The sequence below is a fragment of the Arthrobacter echini genome, assembly GCF_008107445.1.
Taxonomy (GTDB): Bacteria; Actinomycetota; Actinomycetes; order Actinomycetales; family Micrococcaceae; genus Arthrobacter_D; species Arthrobacter_D echini_A.
Map to the genome: position 1 here is coordinate 24219 of NZ_VSLD01000004.1, position 18384 is coordinate 42602.

At 69.1% G+C, this 18384-nt stretch carries 15 protein-coding genes and 1 tRNA gene; 11 read left to right on the forward strand and 5 right to left on the reverse strand.

What is annotated here, in order from left to right:
* Positions 1-62 precede the first annotated feature (62 nt).
* A tRNA-Pro gene (locus FQ377_RS09385) sits at positions 63-139 on the forward strand.
* 163 nt (positions 140-302) lie between these two features.
* Here the strand turns inward: FQ377_RS09385 and FQ377_RS09390 are convergent.
* Together FQ377_RS09390 and FQ377_RS09395 are read right to left on the reverse strand one after the other, a co-directional pair.
* Complete coding sequence (locus FQ377_RS09390; protein WP_148601009.1) at positions 303-1631, reverse strand: D-arabinono-1,4-lactone oxidase; 1329 nt, start codon at positions 1629-1631, stop codon at positions 303-305.
* Positions 1628-2878 (reverse strand): amino acid deaminase/aldolase, encoded by a 1251-nt coding sequence (locus FQ377_RS09395; RefSeq protein WP_262364373.1) that lies wholly within the window; start codon positions 2876-2878, stop codon positions 1628-1630. The genes FQ377_RS09390 and FQ377_RS09395 overlap by 4 nt, the downstream gene beginning before the upstream one ends.
* A 265-nt stretch (positions 2879-3143) precedes the next feature.
* Between FQ377_RS09395 and gcvH the strand changes: the two genes are divergently transcribed.
* From gcvH to FQ377_RS09420, 5 genes are all read left to right on the forward strand, one after another.
* On the forward strand, positions 3144-3530 hold the full coding sequence (gcvH, locus tag FQ377_RS09400) for a glycine cleavage system protein GcvH (RefSeq protein WP_148601011.1): 387 nt from the start codon (positions 3144-3146) through the stop codon (positions 3528-3530).
* A gap of 122 nt (positions 3531-3652) precedes the next feature.
* Positions 3653-4126: an FHA domain-containing protein gene (locus FQ377_RS09405; protein ID WP_148601012.1), complete on the forward strand. Its 474-nt coding sequence runs from the start codon at positions 3653-3655 to the stop codon at positions 4124-4126.
* Between the two features lie 8 nt (positions 4127-4134).
* Entirely contained in the window at positions 4135-4878 is a 744-nt protein-coding gene (gene ftsR, locus FQ377_RS09410) for a transcriptional regulator FtsR (protein ID WP_148601013.1), read from the forward strand.
* A 10-nt stretch (positions 4879-4888) separates the two neighbouring features.
* The gene (locus tag FQ377_RS09415; protein ID WP_148601014.1) at positions 4889-5395 is read left to right on the forward strand and encodes a bifunctional nuclease family protein; all 507 of its coding nucleotides are present in this window, start codon (positions 4889-4891) and stop codon (positions 5393-5395) included.
* A 190-nt stretch (positions 5396-5585) separates the two neighbouring features.
* Positions 5586-6170: a MerR family transcriptional regulator gene (locus FQ377_RS09420; RefSeq protein ID WP_148601015.1), complete on the forward strand. Its 585-nt coding sequence runs from the start codon at positions 5586-5588 to the stop codon at positions 6168-6170.
* A gap of 75 nt (positions 6171-6245) precedes the next feature.
* On the opposite strand, the gene FQ377_RS09425 is transcribed toward FQ377_RS09420, so the two are convergent.
* The gene (locus FQ377_RS09425) at positions 6246-7067 is read right to left on the reverse strand and encodes a ParA family protein (RefSeq protein ID WP_148601016.1); all 822 of its coding nucleotides are present in this window, start codon (positions 7065-7067) and stop codon (positions 6246-6248) included.
* A gap of 232 nt (positions 7068-7299) precedes the next feature.
* Between FQ377_RS09425 and FQ377_RS09430 the strand changes: the two genes are divergently transcribed.
* Positions 7300-10719 carry a pyruvate carboxylase gene (locus FQ377_RS09430; RefSeq protein ID WP_148601017.1) on the forward strand — a complete coding sequence of 1140 codons (3420 nt, stop codon included), beginning with the start codon at positions 7300-7302 and terminating at the stop codon, positions 10717-10719.
* A gap of 36 nt (positions 10720-10755) precedes the next feature.
* Positions 10756-12159: a mycothione reductase gene (locus FQ377_RS09435; protein ID WP_148601018.1), complete on the forward strand. Its 1404-nt coding sequence runs from the start codon at positions 10756-10758 to the stop codon at positions 12157-12159.
* A gap of 22 nt (positions 12160-12181) precedes the next feature.
* Here the strand turns inward: FQ377_RS09435 and FQ377_RS09440 are convergent, their stop codons facing one another.
* Positions 12182-13993, reverse strand: coding sequence for an AMP-dependent synthetase/ligase (locus tag FQ377_RS09440; protein WP_148601019.1), 1812 nt, complete (start codon positions 13991-13993; stop codon positions 12182-12184).
* Between the two features lie 129 nt (positions 13994-14122).
* Between FQ377_RS09440 and FQ377_RS09445 the strand changes: the two genes are divergently transcribed.
* Positions 14123-15211: an ROK family protein gene (locus tag FQ377_RS09445; RefSeq protein WP_262364374.1), complete on the forward strand. Its 1089-nt coding sequence runs from the start codon at positions 14123-14125 to the stop codon at positions 15209-15211.
* A 55-nt stretch (positions 15212-15266) separates the two neighbouring features.
* On the opposite strand, the gene FQ377_RS09450 is transcribed toward FQ377_RS09445, so the two are convergent.
* Positions 15267-15797 carry a hypothetical protein gene (locus FQ377_RS09450; RefSeq protein ID WP_148601020.1) on the reverse strand — a complete coding sequence of 177 codons (531 nt, stop codon included), beginning with the start codon at positions 15795-15797 and terminating at the stop codon, positions 15267-15269.
* A gap of 257 nt (positions 15798-16054) precedes the next feature.
* Between FQ377_RS09450 and FQ377_RS09455 the strand changes: the two genes are divergently transcribed.
* Both FQ377_RS09455 and FQ377_RS09460 read left to right on the forward strand, forming a co-directional pair.
* A complete protein-coding gene (locus tag FQ377_RS09455) occupies positions 16055-16948 on the forward strand; it encodes a lysophospholipid acyltransferase family protein (RefSeq protein WP_148601021.1) in 894 nt (297 codons plus the stop codon).
* A gap of 75 nt (positions 16949-17023) precedes the next feature.
* Complete coding sequence (locus tag FQ377_RS09460; protein ID WP_262364399.1) at positions 17024-18382, forward strand: class II 3-deoxy-7-phosphoheptulonate synthase; 1359 nt, start codon at positions 17024-17026, stop codon at positions 18380-18382.
* The last annotated feature ends 2 nt before the right edge of the window (positions 18383-18384 follow it).

The window sequence follows — 18384 nt, forward strand, 5'->3', positions numbered from 1 at the left end:
CCGCTCCACGCCGGGAATGATGTAATGTTGTGCGAGTGGTTCGGCCCGCTGAGCGGGTCGGCCGGGATGTGGCGCAGCTTGGTAGCGCACTTGACTGGGGGTCAAGGGGTCGCAGGTTCAAATCCTGTCATCCCGACCATGTGATCTCTCAGGAGATCTCAGAACACCCGGACCTGCACTGTGCAGGTTCGGGTGTTCTTGTCTGCGTGGTTGGTCGGAGCGGGTGCCGATGAAGTGGAGCTGGGACTGTTCGCACAGGCGCTGGGCACGTGCCGAAGAATGAGCGCGTCCCGGGAACACTCCTACCCGAGCACTCGCCGCAGGTACGGGTTCAGGAAGACGCCTTCAGGATCGAGCTCTTCGCGCAGCATCCGGAAGTCACCGAGCTTCGGGTACTGCCCAGCTAGATCGGCCGCTTCCCGCGTATGCATCTTGCCCCAGTGCGGGCGGCCGCCGCGTGCACGCATGATGGCTTCGACCGCCCGGAAGTAGGGCCCGACATCCTCGCCGATCACCCGGTGCACAGCGATGTAGGCGGTTTCGCGCCCGGAGGCGGCGGACAGCCACAGCTCGTCAGCCGCCGCGAACCGGACCTCGACCGGGAACGAGATGTGCCAGCGCTCCCGCTCGATCACGTTGCGTACCTCGCGCAGCGCCCCGGCGGCCTGGTCGGCCGGGATGGCGTACTCCATCTCCCTGAAGCGCACCGTGCGCCGAGTCGCGAACACCTTGGAGGAGGCATCCGAGTGGGAACGATCCCCGGTGAGCCGTTCGGCAGCTCGGTTGAGCCAGGGAACACTCGAGGGGACGGCGCGGCCGATACCGCAGGACACCCGGAAGACCCCGTTGGCCATCAGCGTGTCGTCGAACCACCGACGACCGCTCGTCAACGGTCTGCGCCCCTCACCGACGGGCATACGCGTGTTCACCTTGGTCAGCGCGGTGCGCGTGTGCGGGAACCAGAAGAACTCGAAGTGATCGACGGCCGATGCCCGTTCGTGCAGGGAGTCGAGCACGGCGTCGAGCGGTTCGGGCTTCTCGACCGCGCACAGATCGAAGGCGTCGACACAGGCGATCGTCACCTCCACGAGGATGCCGAGGGCCCCGAGCCCCAGAGCCACGGCAGGAAGGAGTTCGGGACTGTGGTCCGCATCGACGCGCACCAGCTCACCGCGACCGGTGACGAGCAGCGCGCCGGTGACCTGGGCGGCGAGACCTCGAAAGCGCAGGCCGGTGCCGTGCGTGCCCGTCGAGATGGCGCCCGCGATGGACTGGGTGTCGATGTCGCCGAGGTTCTCCATCGCCAGGCCGAGCGGTTCGAGCAGCGCGGAGATCTCGTGCAGCCGTGTGCCGGCGCCGAAGGTCACGGCTCGGGTCTCGCGGTCCGCATGGCGGAGACCGTTGAGGCGGTCGAGGCTCATCAGAACGTCCTCGGCTTCGGCGATCGGGCTGAAGCTGTGACCGGCCCCGACGACCTTGATCCTCCGCCCCTCTGCGGCGGCCGAGCGCACCACTGCGCAGACGTCGTCGACCGATCCGGGGGAGACCATCCGCACGGGATACGCACGGACGGTGCGTCCCCAGTTCTGCCAGGTGGTCGTGGCTGCAGAGGTCGATGTGGACGCTGTCATAGGAAGGCCTTTCCCTCACCACGGTAGGTCGGAAGGCGATCGACGATGCGATCGTCCTCGATCAGGACGAACTCGTTCACCCGTTCGCTCAGCTCACCCGACTTCGCGTGCCGGAACCAGACCCGGTCGCCCACCGAGAGGCGGCGGGCGGACCCACCGACGAGTGGTGTCTGCACCTCTCCGGCCATCTCCCGCGGCACCATGCGCAGCCCAGCCGGATACGCGACGAGCGGCAGTCGGTCGACGCCGGGGGGACCCGACGCGACCCAGCCGCCACCGAGGACGGTGGCGCGGTCGGCGCGGGGCTTGCGCACCACGGAGAGGGCGAACCCGGTCGCGGGCAACGGTGAGAAGGCGGAGTACGCATCGAAGTAGTGGCCGGCGAACAGACCGCTCCCCGCGGCGATCTCGGTCACCGCAGGGTCGGCGGCGGTGGTCTCCACCGACCCGGTGCCGCCGCCGTTCACGAACTCGAGATCGGCGAGCGCGCTCACCTGCGCCACAGCCTCACCGCGGCGCTCGGCGAGTTCCACCTGTGAACGCTGCTGGAACCAGGAGACGGCTGCATTCGTCGCGAAGCGGCCGGGCACACGGTCGGCCACACCGGCGACCTGAGCCTCGTAGGCCATCAGGCCCACCAGGGTGAAGCCAGGACGGCGCTGCACCTCCTCGGCGAGGGCCCGCACCTGGGCCGGGGTGTGCAGCGGTGAGCGCCAGACGCCCAGTCGACCGAACGGCGCGGGCCCCTGCCACGACGCGTCCAGGTCGAGGCATATCCGGATCGGCAGCCGCGAAGCCGGCGACGCGACGGCGTCGATCAGGTCGAGGTGTTCCACGCTGTCCACCATGAGCGTCACGGAGGCCGCGGCCTGCTCCGATCGGGCCAGGTCGGCGATCGCCTGCCGATCGGCGGTCGGGTACCCGACCACCACATCGGGGCTCGTCCGGGCGAGCCAGAGTGCTTCGGTCAGCGTGAAGGCGAGCACCCCTGCGAAGCCCGGGACGTCGAGCAGCGCCTCGATGATCGATCGCACGCGGATGGACTTGCTGGCGAGCCGGACGGGCTTGCCGTCGGCGCGACGCACGAGATCGGCCGCGTTGGCGCGCAGCGCGCGAACATCCAGCGCACCGAACGGCGGTTCCTCCGCCGCGGTGGCGGCATTCCAGGCGGCCCACGGCTCGGAGAGTCGGCGACGGTCGGCCGTGCTGTCATCCGGCGCGGATGAGAGCAGATCTCGAAGTGTCACGCCGTGCTCCTCCTGGTCGCGCGCCGGGTCAGGGGCTACGGGCGGGGCGGTCGTCCCGGTTCCCGCAGTGTAGGAAGTCGGCCGGCGGAGAGCAAGCATCGCCCCACGGGGCGTTCCAGGGTTCCTTGACCGCGGCATCGAGCGGACCGAGGTACCCGCTGAGACGCGCCTTACGTCAAGACCCGATATGCCTATACTCGATCAATACCCGTCCCCGGTGGCCGCCCCGAGCCGGCACCGCACCCCGCGCGTTCGAAAGGCAGCCATGAGCAACGTTCCCGAAGGCCTCTACTACACGGCGGAGCACGAGTGGATCAGTGAGCCCACGGACGAGGGCACGGTCCGCGTGGGCATCACCGACTTCGCCCAGGACGCCCTGGGCGACGTGGTCTACGTCCAGATGCCCGAGGCGGGCACCGACGTCACCGGCGCCGACGTCATCGGGGAGGTCGAATCGACCAAGAGCGTCAGCGACATCTACGCCCCCGTCACGGGCGAGATCGTCTCGCGCAACGAGGCGCTCGACGACGACCCGTCCCTCATCAACACCGACCCCTACGGCGAGGGCTGGCTCTTCGAGATCAAGGTCTCCGATCCGGCCGTCGTGAAGGAACTGCTGAGTCCGGACGTGTACTCCCAGCAGGTAGGCTAGATCTACCCTGCGCCGGCCGCAGGGATGGCCGGGTCGACGGTGACCCGGCGTTCCGCGCAGCAGGGCAGGAGAGATCAATGGTGCCCACCGAGAACCCACCCGTGAACAAGGAGGAGCCAACCATGACGTCTCCTGAGACAAGGTCATTCGGCCTGCCCCAGCAGGACGCCACCAGCCAGTTCGAGCGACCGGACGTCCCCGGCGGACTCGATCGGAATCTGACGAGCGAGGAGCAGGCCTCCGTGGCCGCGCTGCCCGCCGGATCAGCCCTGCTGATCGCCCACACCGGTCCGAACGCCGGAGCACGTTTCCTCCTCGACGAGGACGTCACCGGTGCCGGCCGGCACCCCAATGCAGACATCTTCCTCGACGACGTCACGGTCTCGCGGCAGCACGCCGAGTTCCGTCGGAGTGAGAACGGCTTCACGGTGGTCGACACACGCAGCCTCAACGGGACGTACGTGAGCAACGATCGCGTGGACACCGCCGACCTCCGGAACGGCGACGAAGTGCAGATCGGCAAGTTCAGGCTCACCTTCTACGCCGCCCGCAGTACCACCGCCCAGGCGGCACAGCACCCGTCAGCGCAGGTCTAGCCCGCTCCATGCCTGCTTCCCATCTCCGTCGGCCCTCCGACGCCGTCACGGGACACCCCGGCGCGGGGGTGTCCATCGGCGAGGTCCTGCGCGGACTCACCGAGGACTTCCCCCGGGTCTCGGCATCGAAGATCCGCTTCCTCGAGGAGAAGGGACTCATCTCGCCGCAGCGCACCCGGGCCGGGTACCGCAAGTACACGGTGCACGACGTGGAGCGCCTCCGTTTCGTCCTCAGCCTGCAGCGGGACCAGTACCTCCCGCTCAAGGTCATCAAGGACTACGTCGATGCGATCGACCGCGGTGAGCGTCCGGAGTCCTTGCCCGGCGGCCTGACGCTCTCGCCGCGCGTCGTCTCCGATCAACTCTCGCGCGAGCTGAGTGCCCGCTCGCGGAGCATGAGCGCCGAGACCCTGGCCGCGGAGGCAGGAGCGCCGCTGCGACTCATCGAGGATCTCGTCAGTTTCGGCCTGATCTCCGCCGTCGAGAACCGGTTCGACGAGCACGCCCTGAAGGTCGCCGTGGCCTGCCTGCAGCTGGAGGCCCACGGTATCGAGCCCCGGCACCTCCGACCCTTCCGCGCCGCAGCGGACCGTGAGCTCGGACTGGTGGAACGCGCCGTCGCCCCCGCTGCCTCGCGCAGGGACGTCGCCTCGAAGGCGCGGGCCGCCGAGACCGCGCGCGAGATCAGCGAGCTGTGCCTCGATCTCCACGGCGCCCTCGTACACGGGCACATTGCCCGCATGGACAGTTAGGAGGCACCCGGTGATCGAAGTGGAAGTGGTGGGCGTGCGGATCGAACTGCCGTCGAATCAGCCCCTGGTCCTCCTGCGCGAGAGCGCTGGGGAACGTCACCTGCCCATCTGGATCGGAGCACCGGAGGCCAGCGCCATCGCGTTCGTCCAGCAGGGCATCGTCCCTCCGCGGCCCATGACGCACGATCTGCTGGTCGACGTCGTCACGGCGGCGGGCCGTAGCATCCGGGAAGTGCGCATCATCTCGGTCGAGGACACGGTCTACCATGCGCAGCTCGTGCTCGACGACGGCGTGACGGTGGGCTCCCGGGCCTCCGACGCCCTCGCGATCGCGCTGCGCGTGCCGTGCCCCGTCTACTGCGCCGACGAGGTGCTGGCGGTGGCCGGGGTGGAGATCGCGGAGGCGGAGGACGACGAGGACGGCACCGGGAGCGGTGCAGGGGAGACCGCCGAGAACGAGGTGCAGCAGTTCCGTGAGTTCCTCGCCGACGTCGAACCCGAGGACTTCGAACGCTGACCCGGCCGGCGCTCCGCACGACACGATCGGGATGGAGGAGCAGCCTCTTTGACCTCACCCCTCCGGCGATCTACCGTCAAGACATACAGTTCCCATTGCCTGCGCGATGGACCCCGTGCACACTTGAGGGCACGCCCCGAGAGAGCGCGCAGCGAGCAATACCACCGGGAATTCTTCGAGGAGGCAACGCGTGAGTCCGAAGGGTGAGGCCGGCGAGGCAACCAGCCCGGTAGGCGCAGCGCTGCCGGCGAACGCCCAGGGGCTGCTCTTCACCGAGGATCTTCCCGAGCTCGACGAGCACGCAGGGTATCGCGGCCCCACGGCCTGCAAGGCGGCGGGCATCACCTATCGTCAGCTCGACTACTGGGCGCGCACCGGCCTGGTGGAGCCGGCGGTCCGAGGAGCCTCGGGCTCCGGGACGCACCGCCTCTACGGATTCCGCGACATCCTCGTGCTCAAGGTGGTCAAGCGACTGCTGGACACGGGCGTGTCCCTCCAGCAGATCCGCACCGCGGTGGGGCACCTGCGCGAACGTGGCGTCGAGGACCTCGCGCAGATCACCCTGATGAGCGATGGAGCGAGCGTGTACGAATGCACCTCGGCCGACGAGGTCATCGATCTGGTGCAGGGCGGTCAGGGCGTCTTCGGCATCGCCGTCGGGCGCGTGTGGCGCGAGGTGGAGGGCACGCTCGCCGCCCTGCCGAGCGAGCATTCGCCCCAGGACTTCCCCGGCGACGAACTGGGCGAGCGCCGCGCGACCCGCAGGATCAGCTGACGCCCCAGGTCGCCCGGAGCGACCGGTTCAGGCCCGCCGGCGGAAGCCCCGGCACCGCACAGGCCTCGCGGCGGCTCACCGCCGGGAACGGCTGCGCATCCGCCCGGAGTCGACCACACTCCTGAGCAGTTCGTCGAAGAGCCGTGCGGTCTGGCGGGCGCTATCTCCGGGCCAGTGGTGCACGGAATGCGCCGCTCCCTGGATCTGCTGCCAGTCGGCCTGGTCGGGGATGACGGGCTGCAGCATCAGCTCACCGAACATCCTGCGCATCTCCGCCAGGCGGAAGACGTGCTCGCTCGAGGCGGGTCTCACACGATTGGCGACGACGCCCGCGGTATGGAGATCGGGCGCGAACTCCCGGCGGAACAGCTCGAGTGCACGCATGGTCCGCTCGGTACCGGCGACGGAGAAGAGGGCGGGCTCGGCGACGAGGAGCACCTTGTTGCTCGCGGTCCAGGCGATCCTGGTGAGTCCGTTGAGCGAGGGCGGGCAGTCGATCAGGACCAGACCGTAGCCGGAGACCCTGGACAGGAGCGAGGCCAGGCGCGCCTGGTCGCGGCTGCCGAGATCGGGCCGGTCGTAGATCCCGGAGTAGGCCGAACCCATCGCGACGTCCAGCGTCGGGACGGAGGCGCCCGGGTGGCGGGACGCCGAGTCCACCCACCCGCTCGGGACCACGTTGGCGGTGAGATCGCCGCGTCGCGCATTCTTGAGCAGCCGGCCGATGTCGGTCCGGCCCTCCGGCCTGACAGCGAGTCCGGTGGTCGCATCAGCATGAGGATCGAGATCCACCACGAGGGTGGGAATGCCGGCGGCCAGGGCCGCCGACGCCAGGCCGAGGGTCACCGAGGTCTTTCCCACGCCACCCTTGAGACTGCTGATACTGACTACCTGCACCTGTTGAACCCATCCCCGTCGTGTCGCGGCCTCCTGGGGCGGCCGCCTGCCCTCTTGGTTCCCGGTCAATCATAGGGTGAGCCCACGCAGCTCCCGGGACGGCGCGGCCCGATATCCAGCGCGCTCCGGGGCGGGCGGCGTAGCCGTCTGTCATCTAGCGGACTGTGGACACCGTGCCGGGTAGGATCGTGCCAGCGTGAAGGACCCCGACCCGCAACGATGCAGGAGTGAGATGTTCTCGAAGATTCTGGTAGCCAATCGCGGCGAGATCGCCATCCGGGCATTCCGCGCCGCTCACGAGCTGGGCGCGAAGACCGTGGCGGTGTTCCCCCACGAGGATCGGAACTCGATCCATCGCCAGAAGGCGGACGAGGCGTATCTGATCGGCGAGGAGGGCCACCCGGTCCGCGCGTACCTCGACATCCAGGAGATCATTCGCGTCGCGGTGGAATCGGGCTGCGACGCCATCTATCCCGGCTACGGCTTCCTGTCCGAGAATCCCGATCTCGCCCGTGCCGCCCGGGAAGCGGGCATCACCTTCGTGGGTCCGCCCGCGGATGTGCTGGAGCTGGCGGGTAACAAGGTCAAGGCGCTCGACGCCGCCCGGGACGCCGGTATTCCCGTCCTCGGCTCGTCGCGACCCAGCGCAGACGTCGCCGAGCTGATCGCCGCCGCGGACGAGATCGGGTTCCCGGTGTTCGCGAAGGCCGTCGCCGGTGGCGGTGGGCGCGGGATGCGCCGCGTGGAGTCCCGGGAGGCGCTGCCCGAGGCGCTTGAGTCCGCCATGCGCGAGGCGGAGTCCGCCTTCGGTGATGCCACGATGTTCCTGGAGCAGGCGGTCCTGCGCCCGCGGCACATCGAGGTACAGATCCTCGCGGACGCCGAGGGGAACATCATGCACCTCTTCGAGCGCGACTGCTCGCTGCAGCGGCGGCACCAGAAGGTCATCGAGATCGCCCCGGCCCCGAATCTCGACGAGTCGATCCGCCAGGCGCTGCACCGCGACGCGGTGAAGTTCGCCACCGCGCTGGGTTACGTCAATGCGGGCACGGTGGAATTCCTCGTGGACACCGTCGGAGCACGCGCCGGTGAGCACGTGTTCATCGAGATGAATCCGCGCATCCAGGTGGAGCACACCGTCACCGAGGAGGTCACCGACGTCGACCTCGTCCAGTCGCAGCTCCGCATCGCGGCGGGGGAGTCCCTGCAGGATCTGGGCCTGAGCCAGGATACCGTCCACCTGCGTGGCGCCGCCCTCCAGTCCAGGATCACCACGGAGGACCCCGCGAACGGCTTCCGCCCCGATGTGGGGCGGATCTCCGCCTACCGCTCGGCCGGTGGTGCCGGGGTCAGGCTCGACGGCGGCACGGTCTATGCAGGAGCTGAGATCAGCCCGCACTTCGACTCGATGCTCGTCAAGCTCACCTGCCGTGGCCGGGACTACCCGGCGGCCGTGACCCGCGCGCGGCGGGCGCTGGCGGAGTTCCGCGTCCGTGGGGTGTCGACGAACATCTCCTTCCTGCAGGCCGTCCTCGACGATCCCGACTTCATCGCCGGTAATGTGGCGACGTCGTTCATCGACGAGCGTCCGGAGCTCCTGACGGCGCGGGTACCTGCCGACCGGGCCACCAAGCTGCTCACCTGGCTCGCGGACGTGACGGTGAACCAGCCCAACGGCACGCGGCCTGCGCATCTGGACCCCCGGCAGAAGCTGCCCGTCCTCTCCGACGAACAGCGGGAGGCACCCCTGCCGGAGGGAAGCCGCCAGCGGCTGCTCGAGCTGGGCCCAGAAGGCTTCGCAAGGGCGCTGCGCGAGCAGAACGCCGTGGCCGTGACCGACACGACCTTCCGCGATGCCCATCAGTCGCTCCTCGCCACCCGCGTGCGCACCCGCGACCTCACGGCCGCCGGCGCCGGCGTGTCTCGATTGACCCCCGAGCTGCTCTCGGTCGAGGCGTGGGGCGGGGCCACGTACGACGTCGCACTCCGCTTCCTCGGTGAGGACCCGTGGGAGCGCCTGGACGCGCTGCGCCGGGAAGTGCCGAACATCTGCCTGCAGATGCTCCTGCGCGGCCGCAACACCGTGGGCTACACCCCGTACCCCGAAGCCGTGACGTCCGCCTTCGTGCAGGAGGCTGCAGCATCCGGGATCGACATCTTCCGGATCTTCGACGCGCTGAACGACGTGGCGCAGATGGAGCCGGCCATCCGGGCGGTCCGGGCCACCGGCACGGCCGTCGCGGAGGTGGCGCTGTGCTACACGGCCGACATGCTCGACCCGGCCGAGGAGCTCTACACGCTCGAGTACTACCTCGAGCTCGCCCAGCGCATGGTGGACGCCGGCGCGCACATCCTGGCCATCAAGGACATGGCGGGCCTGCTCCGGCCCGCAGCGGCGGCAAAGCTCGTCACGGCCCTGCGTGAGCGCTTCGACCTGCCCGTGCATCTCCATACCCACGACACCGCCGGTGGCCAACTGGCAACCCTCCTGGCCGCAGTGGACGCCGGGGTCGACGCCGTCGACGTCGCGAGCGCCGCCCTGGCGGGCACCACGAGCCAGCCCTCGGCATCCGCACTCGTGGCCGCCCTGGCCCATACGCCACGGGACACCGGCCTGGATCTGGACGGTGTGTGTGCACTCGAGCCCTACTGGGAGGCCGTGCGCCGTATGTACGCCCCGTTCGAGGCGGGCCTGGCCGGCCCCACCGGGCGGGTCTACCAGCACGAGATCCCGGGTGGACAGCTGTCCAATCTGCGTCAGCAGGCCATAGCGCTCGGACTCGGGGAGCGCTTCGAGGCGATCGAGGACATGTACACGGCGGCCGATCGGATCCTCGGCAGGCTCGTGAAGGTCACGCCGTCGTCGAAGGTGGTGGGCGATCTGGCCCTCGCGCTCGTGGGGATCGACGCCGACCCCGCCGAGTTCGAGGAGAACCCGCAGGCCTTCGACATCCCGGACTCGGTGATCGGCTTCCTCAACGGTGAGCTCGGCAACCCTCCCGGAGGCTGGCCGGAGCCGTTCCGGACCAAGGCGCTGAAGGGCCGTGCGGCCAAGCCCCGCGACGTGGACCTCTCCGCCGAGGACGAGGAGAAGCTCACGGGAGACTCGGCGCAGCGACGCACAGCGCTCAACACGCTGCTGTTCGCGGGGCCGGCGAAGGACTTCCGGGCCGTCCGCGAGACGTACGGGGATGTCTCGGTGCTCGGCACCGCCGACTACCTCTACGGCTTGCAGCAGGGCACCGAGCACATCATCGAACTGGAGAAGGGTGTGCGGCTCATCGCCACGCTGGAGGCGATCTCCGAACCCGATGAGAAGGGGATGCGCACGCTCATGTGCACCCTCAACGGGCAGATGCGGCCCGTGAGCGTGCGCGACCGCAGCGTGGACAGCGACGTGAGGACCGCGGAGAAGGCGGACCCGTCCGTGCCGGGTCAGATCTCCGCGCCCTTCGCCGGATCCGTGACCGTATCGCTCTCCGAGGGCGACACCGTCGCCGAGGGTGACACGGTCGCAACGATCGAGGCGATGAAGATGGAGGCGAACATCACGACGCCGGTCGCGGGCACGGTGCAGCGGGTGGCCCTGGCAGGAGTGGGACCGGCGCAGGGAGGGGACCTCCTGGTGGTCATCACACCGACGAAGGAGTGATCCGTCCGTGGGGCCCGGCGCGGCTAGACTGCGTCGGTGACCCACTACGACCTCGCGATCATCGGCTCCGGTTCAGGCAACACCCTCATCTCCCCGGAATGGGACGACTCGAAGGTGGTCCTCGTGGACGGAGGTGTCTTCGGCGGGACCTGCCTCAACGTGGGCTGCATCCCCACGAAGATGTACGTCTACCCGGCCGAGCTGGCGGCGGCACCCGAGCGCGCCGCCCGGCTCGGGGTGGATCTCTCCTTCGAGGGTGTGCGCTGGCAGGACATCCGGGACCGCATCTTCTCCCGGATCGATGCCATCTCGGCCGGTGGCCGCACATACCGCGCGGACGAACTGGAGAATGTGACCCTGATCGAGGAGCACGTCCATCTCGCGGGGGAGAAGTCGTTCCGGACGGCGTCGGGGGAGCTCATCTCGGCCGACCAGCTGGTCATCGCCACCGGCTCGCACGCCGTCCTGCCGGACGTCCCGGGCATCACCCTGCCCCAGGTGCACACCTCCGACACCATCATGCGCATCCCTGAGCAGCCCGAACGCCTGCTGATCCTGGGCGGCGGGTACATCGCGGCCGAGTTCGCGCACATCTTCGGCTCGTTCGGGACCACGGTGACTCTCGCGGTCCGCAGCGGGAGCATGCTGCGGCATCTCGACGACACCGTCTCGGCGGTCTTCACCGAGCACGCCGCACAGCAGTGGGACGTCAGACTGCGGACGGTCGTCACGGAACTGAGCGCCAACGACGACGGCTCGGTCCGGGTACGGCTCGACGGCCCGGAAGGACCCTCGGAGCTCGAGGTGGATATCGTGCTCGCAGCCACCGGTCGCAGACCCAACACGGACGGACTGTCGGTCGATGAGGCGGGATTCGATCTGCACGACGACGGTCGCCTCGCCGTGGATGCCTACCAGCGGGTGCTGCGCGAGGGCCTGCCCGTGGAGGGCGTCTGGTCCCTCGGGGACGTCAGCAGCGACTACCAGCTCAAGCACGTGGCCAACCACGAGGCCAGGACTGTCGCACACAATCTGCTGCACCCGGACGATCTGCGCGCCAGCGACCACCGCTTCGTCCCGGCCGCGGTGTTCTCCCACCCGCAGGTGGCCTCGGTGGGGCTGACGGAGGATCAGGCTCTCAGCGCCGCTGAGCGGACCGGCACCCCGATCGTCACGGCGGTCCAGCAGTTCGGCTCGACCGCCTACGGCTGGGCCATGGAGGACACCGAGGGCTTCGTGAAGCTCATCGCCGAGAAGTCGACCGGGCGCATCCTCGGGGCCCACATCCTCGGGCACGAGGCCTCCATGCTCATCCAGCCGATCCTCCAGGCCATGTCCTTCGACCTGGACGCCTTCTCGATGGCGCGTGGCCAGTACTGGATCCATCCGGCCCTCACCGAGGTGGTCGAGAACGCGCTGCTCAACCTCAGGACCGACTGACGGCCCGCCGCGTACCGAACGGTTATTGCCGGGCGGCCGAGGAGTAGATGGACTCGACGACGTCGGAGTAGTCCTTCAGGACCTGGGCGCGCTTGATCTTGAGGGACGGCGTCAGGTGGCCGGTGGTCTCGGTGAAGTCGGTCGGGACGATCCGGAACTCCTTGATGGCCTCGGCGCGGGAGACGGTGGTGTTGGCCTGGTCCACCAGGTGCTGGATCTCCTCCCGGACCCGGGGCAGCTCGGCGGCCTCCGCCATGGTGGTCCCGGCGGGCAGGTCGTGCCGGTCCAGCCATCCCGGGAGCGCTTCCTCGTCGAGGGTGACCAGGGCCGAGATGAAGGCCCGCTGATCCCCCACGACGACGCACTGCGACACCAGGGCATTGGACCGGATGGCATCCTCGAGCAGTGCGGGGATCACGTTCTTCCCGCTGGCCGTCACGATGATCTCCTTCTTGCGTCCGGTGATGCTCAGGAAGCCGTCCTCGTCCAGCTGCCCGATATCGCCGGTGCGGAACCAGCCGTCCACGAAGGCCTCGTCCGTCAGGTCCGGCCGGTTGAGGTACCCCTTCATGACGCAGACACCCTTTGCGAGGATCTCGCCGTCGTCCGCGATCTTCACCGCGTTGCCCGGCAGCGGGACGCCCACGCTGCCGATCTTGATCCGCTGCGGGGTGTTCACGGTGATCGGTGCCGTGGTCTCCGTCAGGCCGTACCCCTCCAGCACCATCAGGCCGATGCCGTGGAAGAAGTGGCCCAGTCGGTCGCCGAGGGGTGCTCCGCCGGAGACCGCGTGCTCCACGCGGCCCCCCATGGCGGTGCGGATCTTGCCGTAGAGCAGGCGATCGAACACGGCATGCTTGACCCTCAGGGCGAGGGGGATCCGGCCCGCCTGCTCCGCCTTGGACCACGCGATGGCCACATCCGCACCGGCGTGGAAGATCTTGCCCTTCCCGCCGTCCTCCGCCTTGAGCATCGAATTGTTGTAGACCTTCTCGAACACGCGTGGCACGGCGAGGATGAAGGTGGGCTGGTAGCTCTGCAGATCGGGGAGCAGATTCTTCACGTCCGGGGTGTGCGCCACGGTGGCTCCCACGGCCACGCACAGGACCGAGATGAAACGGGCGAACACGTGGGCCAGGGGCAGGAACATGATGGTCTGCCCGCCCTCGCGTGCCACCTCGGGCAGGGCTGCGCCCGCGTTGTCCGAGAGCTCCACGAAGTTGCCGTGCGTCAGTTCGCACCCCTTCGGCTTCCCCGTGGTCCCCGAGGTGTAGATGATGGTGGCGACGTCGTCGAGACCGGCCCGGTCGCGGCGCTCGGCGAGGGTCTGGTCGTCGGTGCCCACGCCGGCCGTGCGCAGGGTGTCGAGGCCGTCGCCGTCGAACTGCCATACGTGGTCGAGGGATGTGAGGTCCTCCAGCTCCACGGCCTGGCGCACCACGTCCTCGTGCCGCGCCGATTCGACGAACGCACCGACGGCCCCGGAATCACCGAGGATCCAGGCGACCTGCGCGGGCGAGGAGGTCTCGTAGACCGGGACGGAGATCGCGCCGGCGAACCAGATGGCGAAGTCGGCCAGCGACCACTCGTAGCGGGTGCGGGCCATGAGGGCGATCCTGTCGCCCGGCTGGACACCGGAACTGATCAGTCCCTTCGCGATGTCCTCCACCTGGCGGCGGAACTCGGTGGCCGAGATGTCCTCCCACTCGCCCGAGGCGCCCTTGACGGCGAACAGGGCCGGATTCGACGCCTTGGCGGCCTGCCGCAGCACCAGTTCCGTGGTGTTCGTCTGGCGGGGAACGTCCACGAGGACGGGAACGCTGATGTGGCGCACGATAGCTCCTTCGATATCCTTCGACCGGTTGCCTCAGCCTATAGGCTCCGTTGCCCGGACCGGCCTCACGTAGGGTACAGATCGTCGACGGAAGGGAGCGGCAGGCGGCCCTCCCCAGGAAAGGACTCCATGACGATGCTCCCCGGTCCGGTGCGATCCCGGCCCCCGCGGACCCGCGGTGCAGCGACCCCCTCCCGGCGGCGGAGCGAGCGCCTGGTCGCGCGGGCCACGCGCGAGGGGTTCGGCCACCGGGCACGACGCGGTCTGTCCGTGGGCATCGACATCGGCGGGACCAAGGTGGCCGCCGGGGTGGTGGACGTGCACGGGACCATCCTCGCCGAGTCACGCAGGGCTACGCCGGGCCGCGATCCGCGCGCCGTCGAGGACGTCATCGCCGAGCTGGTCCGCGAGCTCTCCGGCGACTACCGCATCCGGTCCGTGGGGATCGGTGCTGCCGGGTGGATGGACCTGTCCAACAGCACGGTCCTGTTCAGCCCGCACCTCGCCTGGCGCAACGAACCCCTGCGCCGGAATCTCGAGCAGCGCCTCCGGCGACGCGTCACCCTGGTGAACGACGCCGACGCCGCAGCGTGGGCGGAATGGCGGTTCGGTGCGGGGCGCACGGAGTCACGGCTCGTCTGCATCACGCTCGGCACCGGGATCGGCGGGGCGATGATCATGGACGGCCGGGTGGAACGCGGCCGGTACGGCGTGGCGGGGGAGTTCGGCCACCAGATCATCGTGCCGCAGGGCCACCGGTGCGAGTGCGGCAACCGCGGGTGCTGGGAGCAGTACGCCTCGGGGAACGCCCTCGGCCGCGAGGGGCGCGAGCTCGCGGCCTCAGGCTCCCCGGTGGCCGGGTCGATCATCGATGCCGTCTCCGGCGACACCTCCCTCATCACCGGCGCACTCGTCACGGAGCTGGCCATCAGCGGCGATCGCGCCTCGCGCGAACTCGTCGACGACGTCGGGCAGTGGCTGGGACTGGGTCTGGCCAATCTCGCCGCGGCCCTTGACCCGGGTACCTTCGTGGTCGGAGGAGGACTCAGTGTGGCCGACGAGCTCCTGCTCGGCCCGGCCCGGCGCGCTTTCGGGAGGAATCTGACGGGCCGCGGTTTCCGTCCGGCAGCCCGCATCGAACGGGCAGCCCTCGGTCCGGCGGCGGGCCTCATCGGGGCAGCCGATCTCTCGCGCCTGCTCTCGCGTGGCGGGATCTGACCGATCACGATCGGGATCCGACCGGCCCCGCGCCGGTCGTGCTGGTCGTGCTGCGCTAGACCTCGGCGCCGTCGTCGCCGATATCGCGATGCTTGGGCAGCCGGCTGACCAGGTAGCCTGCACCGGCCAGGAACAGCGCCAGGATCCCGAAGGTGGCGGCGAGTGGTGCGTCCCGCCAGAACATGGCGAAGAGCAGGAGTGTGAGGGGCCCTCCCGCCGCCCCCACCCAGGCGAGGATCGTGAGGGGGTCGCCGGTCCCGAGGGGTGGTGGTTCCTCCGGGACGAACCCGTCGTCCTCGTCGTCGCCGTCGGGTTCGGGTTCGGGTTCGGGAAGATCATGGTCCCTGGGCCCGCGCCGCTGGAGAGGCTGATTCCGGAAGATCCGGTCGGCACGCTCACGATCGGTGGGTGCAGCATTGTGCGGCTCCGAGGGCGGATCCTCCTGCGGCTCCGCCGCCGGAGTGACCTTGCGTCCTGGGGAATCCGTGCGGGTGGGGGTCGACTCGGTACCCTCGAGGCGCGCCACGAGGTCGCGCCAGATGTCGTCGTCGGTCGATTCGTTCGGTTCCTGACCTCGAAGGCCCATACTCTGCTACCTGCTGTCGGGTGCTGCAGCCTGGGGTCGGAGGTCGTCCGCCCGGCATCCTCGACGTCGGAGGGTGCTGCTCCAATCCTCGGTACAGCGCAGCGCTACGTCAACCGGGAACCTGCGCGTCGCGGGCGGCAGGGAGCGCTCCGGGCCACCGGGGCGTCGGGCGTGACAACGCCCTTAGAGTAGGCTTCCACAGGAAAAAGCGGGCGGCATGGCACATGCCGCAGCGATCATGCTTGGAGGCGGACTGCGTGTTCTATTGGGTGATGAAGCGGATCATCGTCGGTCCGCTCCTCAATCTCCTCTTCCGGCCCTGGGTCAAGGGACTCGACAACATCCCGGCTTCCGGCCCGGCGGTGATCGTGAGCAATCACCTGTCCTTCTCCGACTCGATCTTCCTGCCCATCGTGGTGCCGCGGCCCGTCGCATTCCTCGCCAAATCGGAGTACTTCACGGGCAAGGGCGTCAAGGGCAGGCTCACCGCGCTGTTCTTCCGTCTCTCGAACCAACTGCCCATGGACCGTTCCGGTGGGGCGGCGTCGTCGTCGTCGCTCAGTGCGGGGATGGACATCCTCAATGAGGGCGCGATCCTGGGGATCTACCCCGAGGGGACCCGCAGTCCGGACGGGCGGCTGTACCGCGGGAAGACGGGCGTGGCGAAGCTGGTCCTGGCTACCGGGGTGCCGGTCATCCCCGTGGCGATGATCGGCACCGACAAGGTCCAGCCGATCGGGCGCCGCATTCCCAACATCCGCCGGGTGGGCATCATCATCGGCGAACCGCTCGACTTCGCGCGCTACGAGGGGCTCGAGGACGACCGGTTCGTGCAGCGGTCCGTCACGGACGAGATCATGTACGAACTGATGCGACTCTCCGGCCAGGAGTATGTCGACGCCTACGCGAGTACGGTCAAGGAGCGGCTCGCCGCGGAGAAGGCCGCCGGACGTAAGACACCCAAGCCGGGCGCCGACCAGCGCAGGGCGGCGGTCCGGATATCCAGTGAGCCCACCGGTCCCGCTCCGGGCTCCGTGACGGAGATCGGTGCCGGAACCGCGGAGACCGTCCGTCCGGATTCCGCCGATGGCCCCTCGGACAGCACCCCGAGCATCCGTCGCTGGCGCCGGAAGACCTCGTCCGACCAGTAGGCGGATCCTGGGCCGGTCCTCGTGCGCACCGTCACCCAGTAGAATTCCGGTGTGACTGATTCACTCGCTCCCGACCTGCCGCGTTCCGCGGATCCTGCTCCTCCCGCCGTGGACGGTCTTGACGCCTGGCGCTCCATGACCGCTGCGCAGCAGCCCTCCTGGCAGGATGCCGGCGTGTACGCCGCATCCGTGAAGGAACTCTCGAGCCTGCCGCCCCTCGTCTTCGCGGGAGAGGTCGACGTGCTGCGGGAACGCCTGGCGGACGCCGCGCAGGGCAAGGCCTTCCTGCTCCAGGGCGGGGACTGCGCCGAGACCTTCGAGGGTGCCACGGCCGACAGGATCAGTGCGCGTGTGCGCACCATCCTCCAGATGGCCGTCGTCCTGACCTACGGGGCCTCCCTGCCGGTCATCAAGATGGGCAGGATGGCCGGGCAGTTCGCGAAGCCGCGCTCCTCCAACGACGAGACGCGCGACGGCGTCACCCTGCGGGCCTACCGCGGCGACATGGTCAACGGGTACGACTTCACCCCGGAGAGCCGCGGGCACGATGCCTCGCGGATGGTGAAGGCCTACCACACCTCGGCGTCGACGCTGAACCTGATCCGAGCCTTCACGCAGGGTGGGTTCGCGGATCTGCGGCTCGTCCACCACTGGAACAAGGGCTTCATGGCCAACCCGGCCCACTCCCGCTACGAGTCCCTGGCACGTGAGATCGACCGCGCGGTCCGGTTCATGGATGCGTGCGGCGCCGACTTCGAGGCGCTCAAGCGCGTGGAGTTCTTCGCGAGCCACGAAGCGCTCCTGCTGGACTACGAGCGGGCGCTGACGCGCATCGACTCGCGCACGTCGTTGCCCTACGACACGTCCGCACACTTCCTCTGGATCGGGGAGCGGACGCGCGAGATCGACGGGGCGCACGTCGATTTCCTGTCGCGGGTGCGCAATCCGATCGGCGTCAAGCTCGGTCCGTCCACGTCCGCGGACGACGCGCTGGCCCTCATCGACAAGCTCGATCCCAACCGTGAACCGGGCCGCCTCACCTTCATCACACGCATGGGTGCCGAGAACATCCGGGAGAAGCTGCCCCGACTGGTCGAGCGGGTCACGGCCTCCGGGGCGCAGGTCCTGTGGGTGACGGACCCGATGCACGGCAACACGGTGACCTCGCCCAACGGGTACAAGACGCGTAACTTCGACGACGTCATCGACGAGGTGCGCGGCTTCTTCGAGGTGCACGACTCGCTGGGGACCTTCCCGGGGGGACTGCACGTGGAGATGACGGGCGACGACGTCGCCGAATGCCTGGGTGGTGCCGATCCGATCGACCAGGACGCCTTCCTGGAACGTTACGAGTCGGTCTGCGATCCGCGGCTGAACCACATGCAGTCCCTCGAGATGGCGTTCCTCGTCGCAGGCGCCCTCTCGAAGGGTTGAGC

Excerpts from the sequence above, each read along its gene's own strand:
- FQ377_RS09390 (WP_148601009.1), bottom strand. The coding sequence starts at position 1,631 with ATGACAGCGTCCACATCGACCTCTGCAGCCACGACCACCTGGCAGAAC.
- gcvH (WP_148601011.1), top strand. The coding sequence starts at position 3,144 with ATGAGCAACGTTCCCGAAGGCCTCTACTACACGGCGGAGCACGAGTGG.
- FQ377_RS09405 (WP_148601012.1), top strand. The coding sequence starts at position 3,653 with ATGACGTCTCCTGAGACAAGGTCATTCGGCCTGCCCCAGCAGGACGCC.
- ftsR (WP_148601013.1), top strand. The coding sequence starts at position 4,135 with ATGCCTGCTTCCCATCTCCGTCGGCCCTCCGACGCCGTCACGGGACAC.
- FQ377_RS09430 (WP_148601017.1), top strand. The coding sequence starts at position 7,300 with ATGTTCTCGAAGATTCTGGTAGCCAATCGCGGCGAGATCGCCATCCGG.
- FQ377_RS09445 (WP_262364374.1), top strand. The coding sequence starts at position 14,123 with ATGACGATGCTCCCCGGTCCGGTGCGATCCCGGCCCCCGCGGACCCGC.
- FQ377_RS09450 (WP_148601020.1), bottom strand. The coding sequence starts at position 15,797 with ATGGGCCTTCGAGGTCAGGAACCGAACGAATCGACCGACGACGACATC.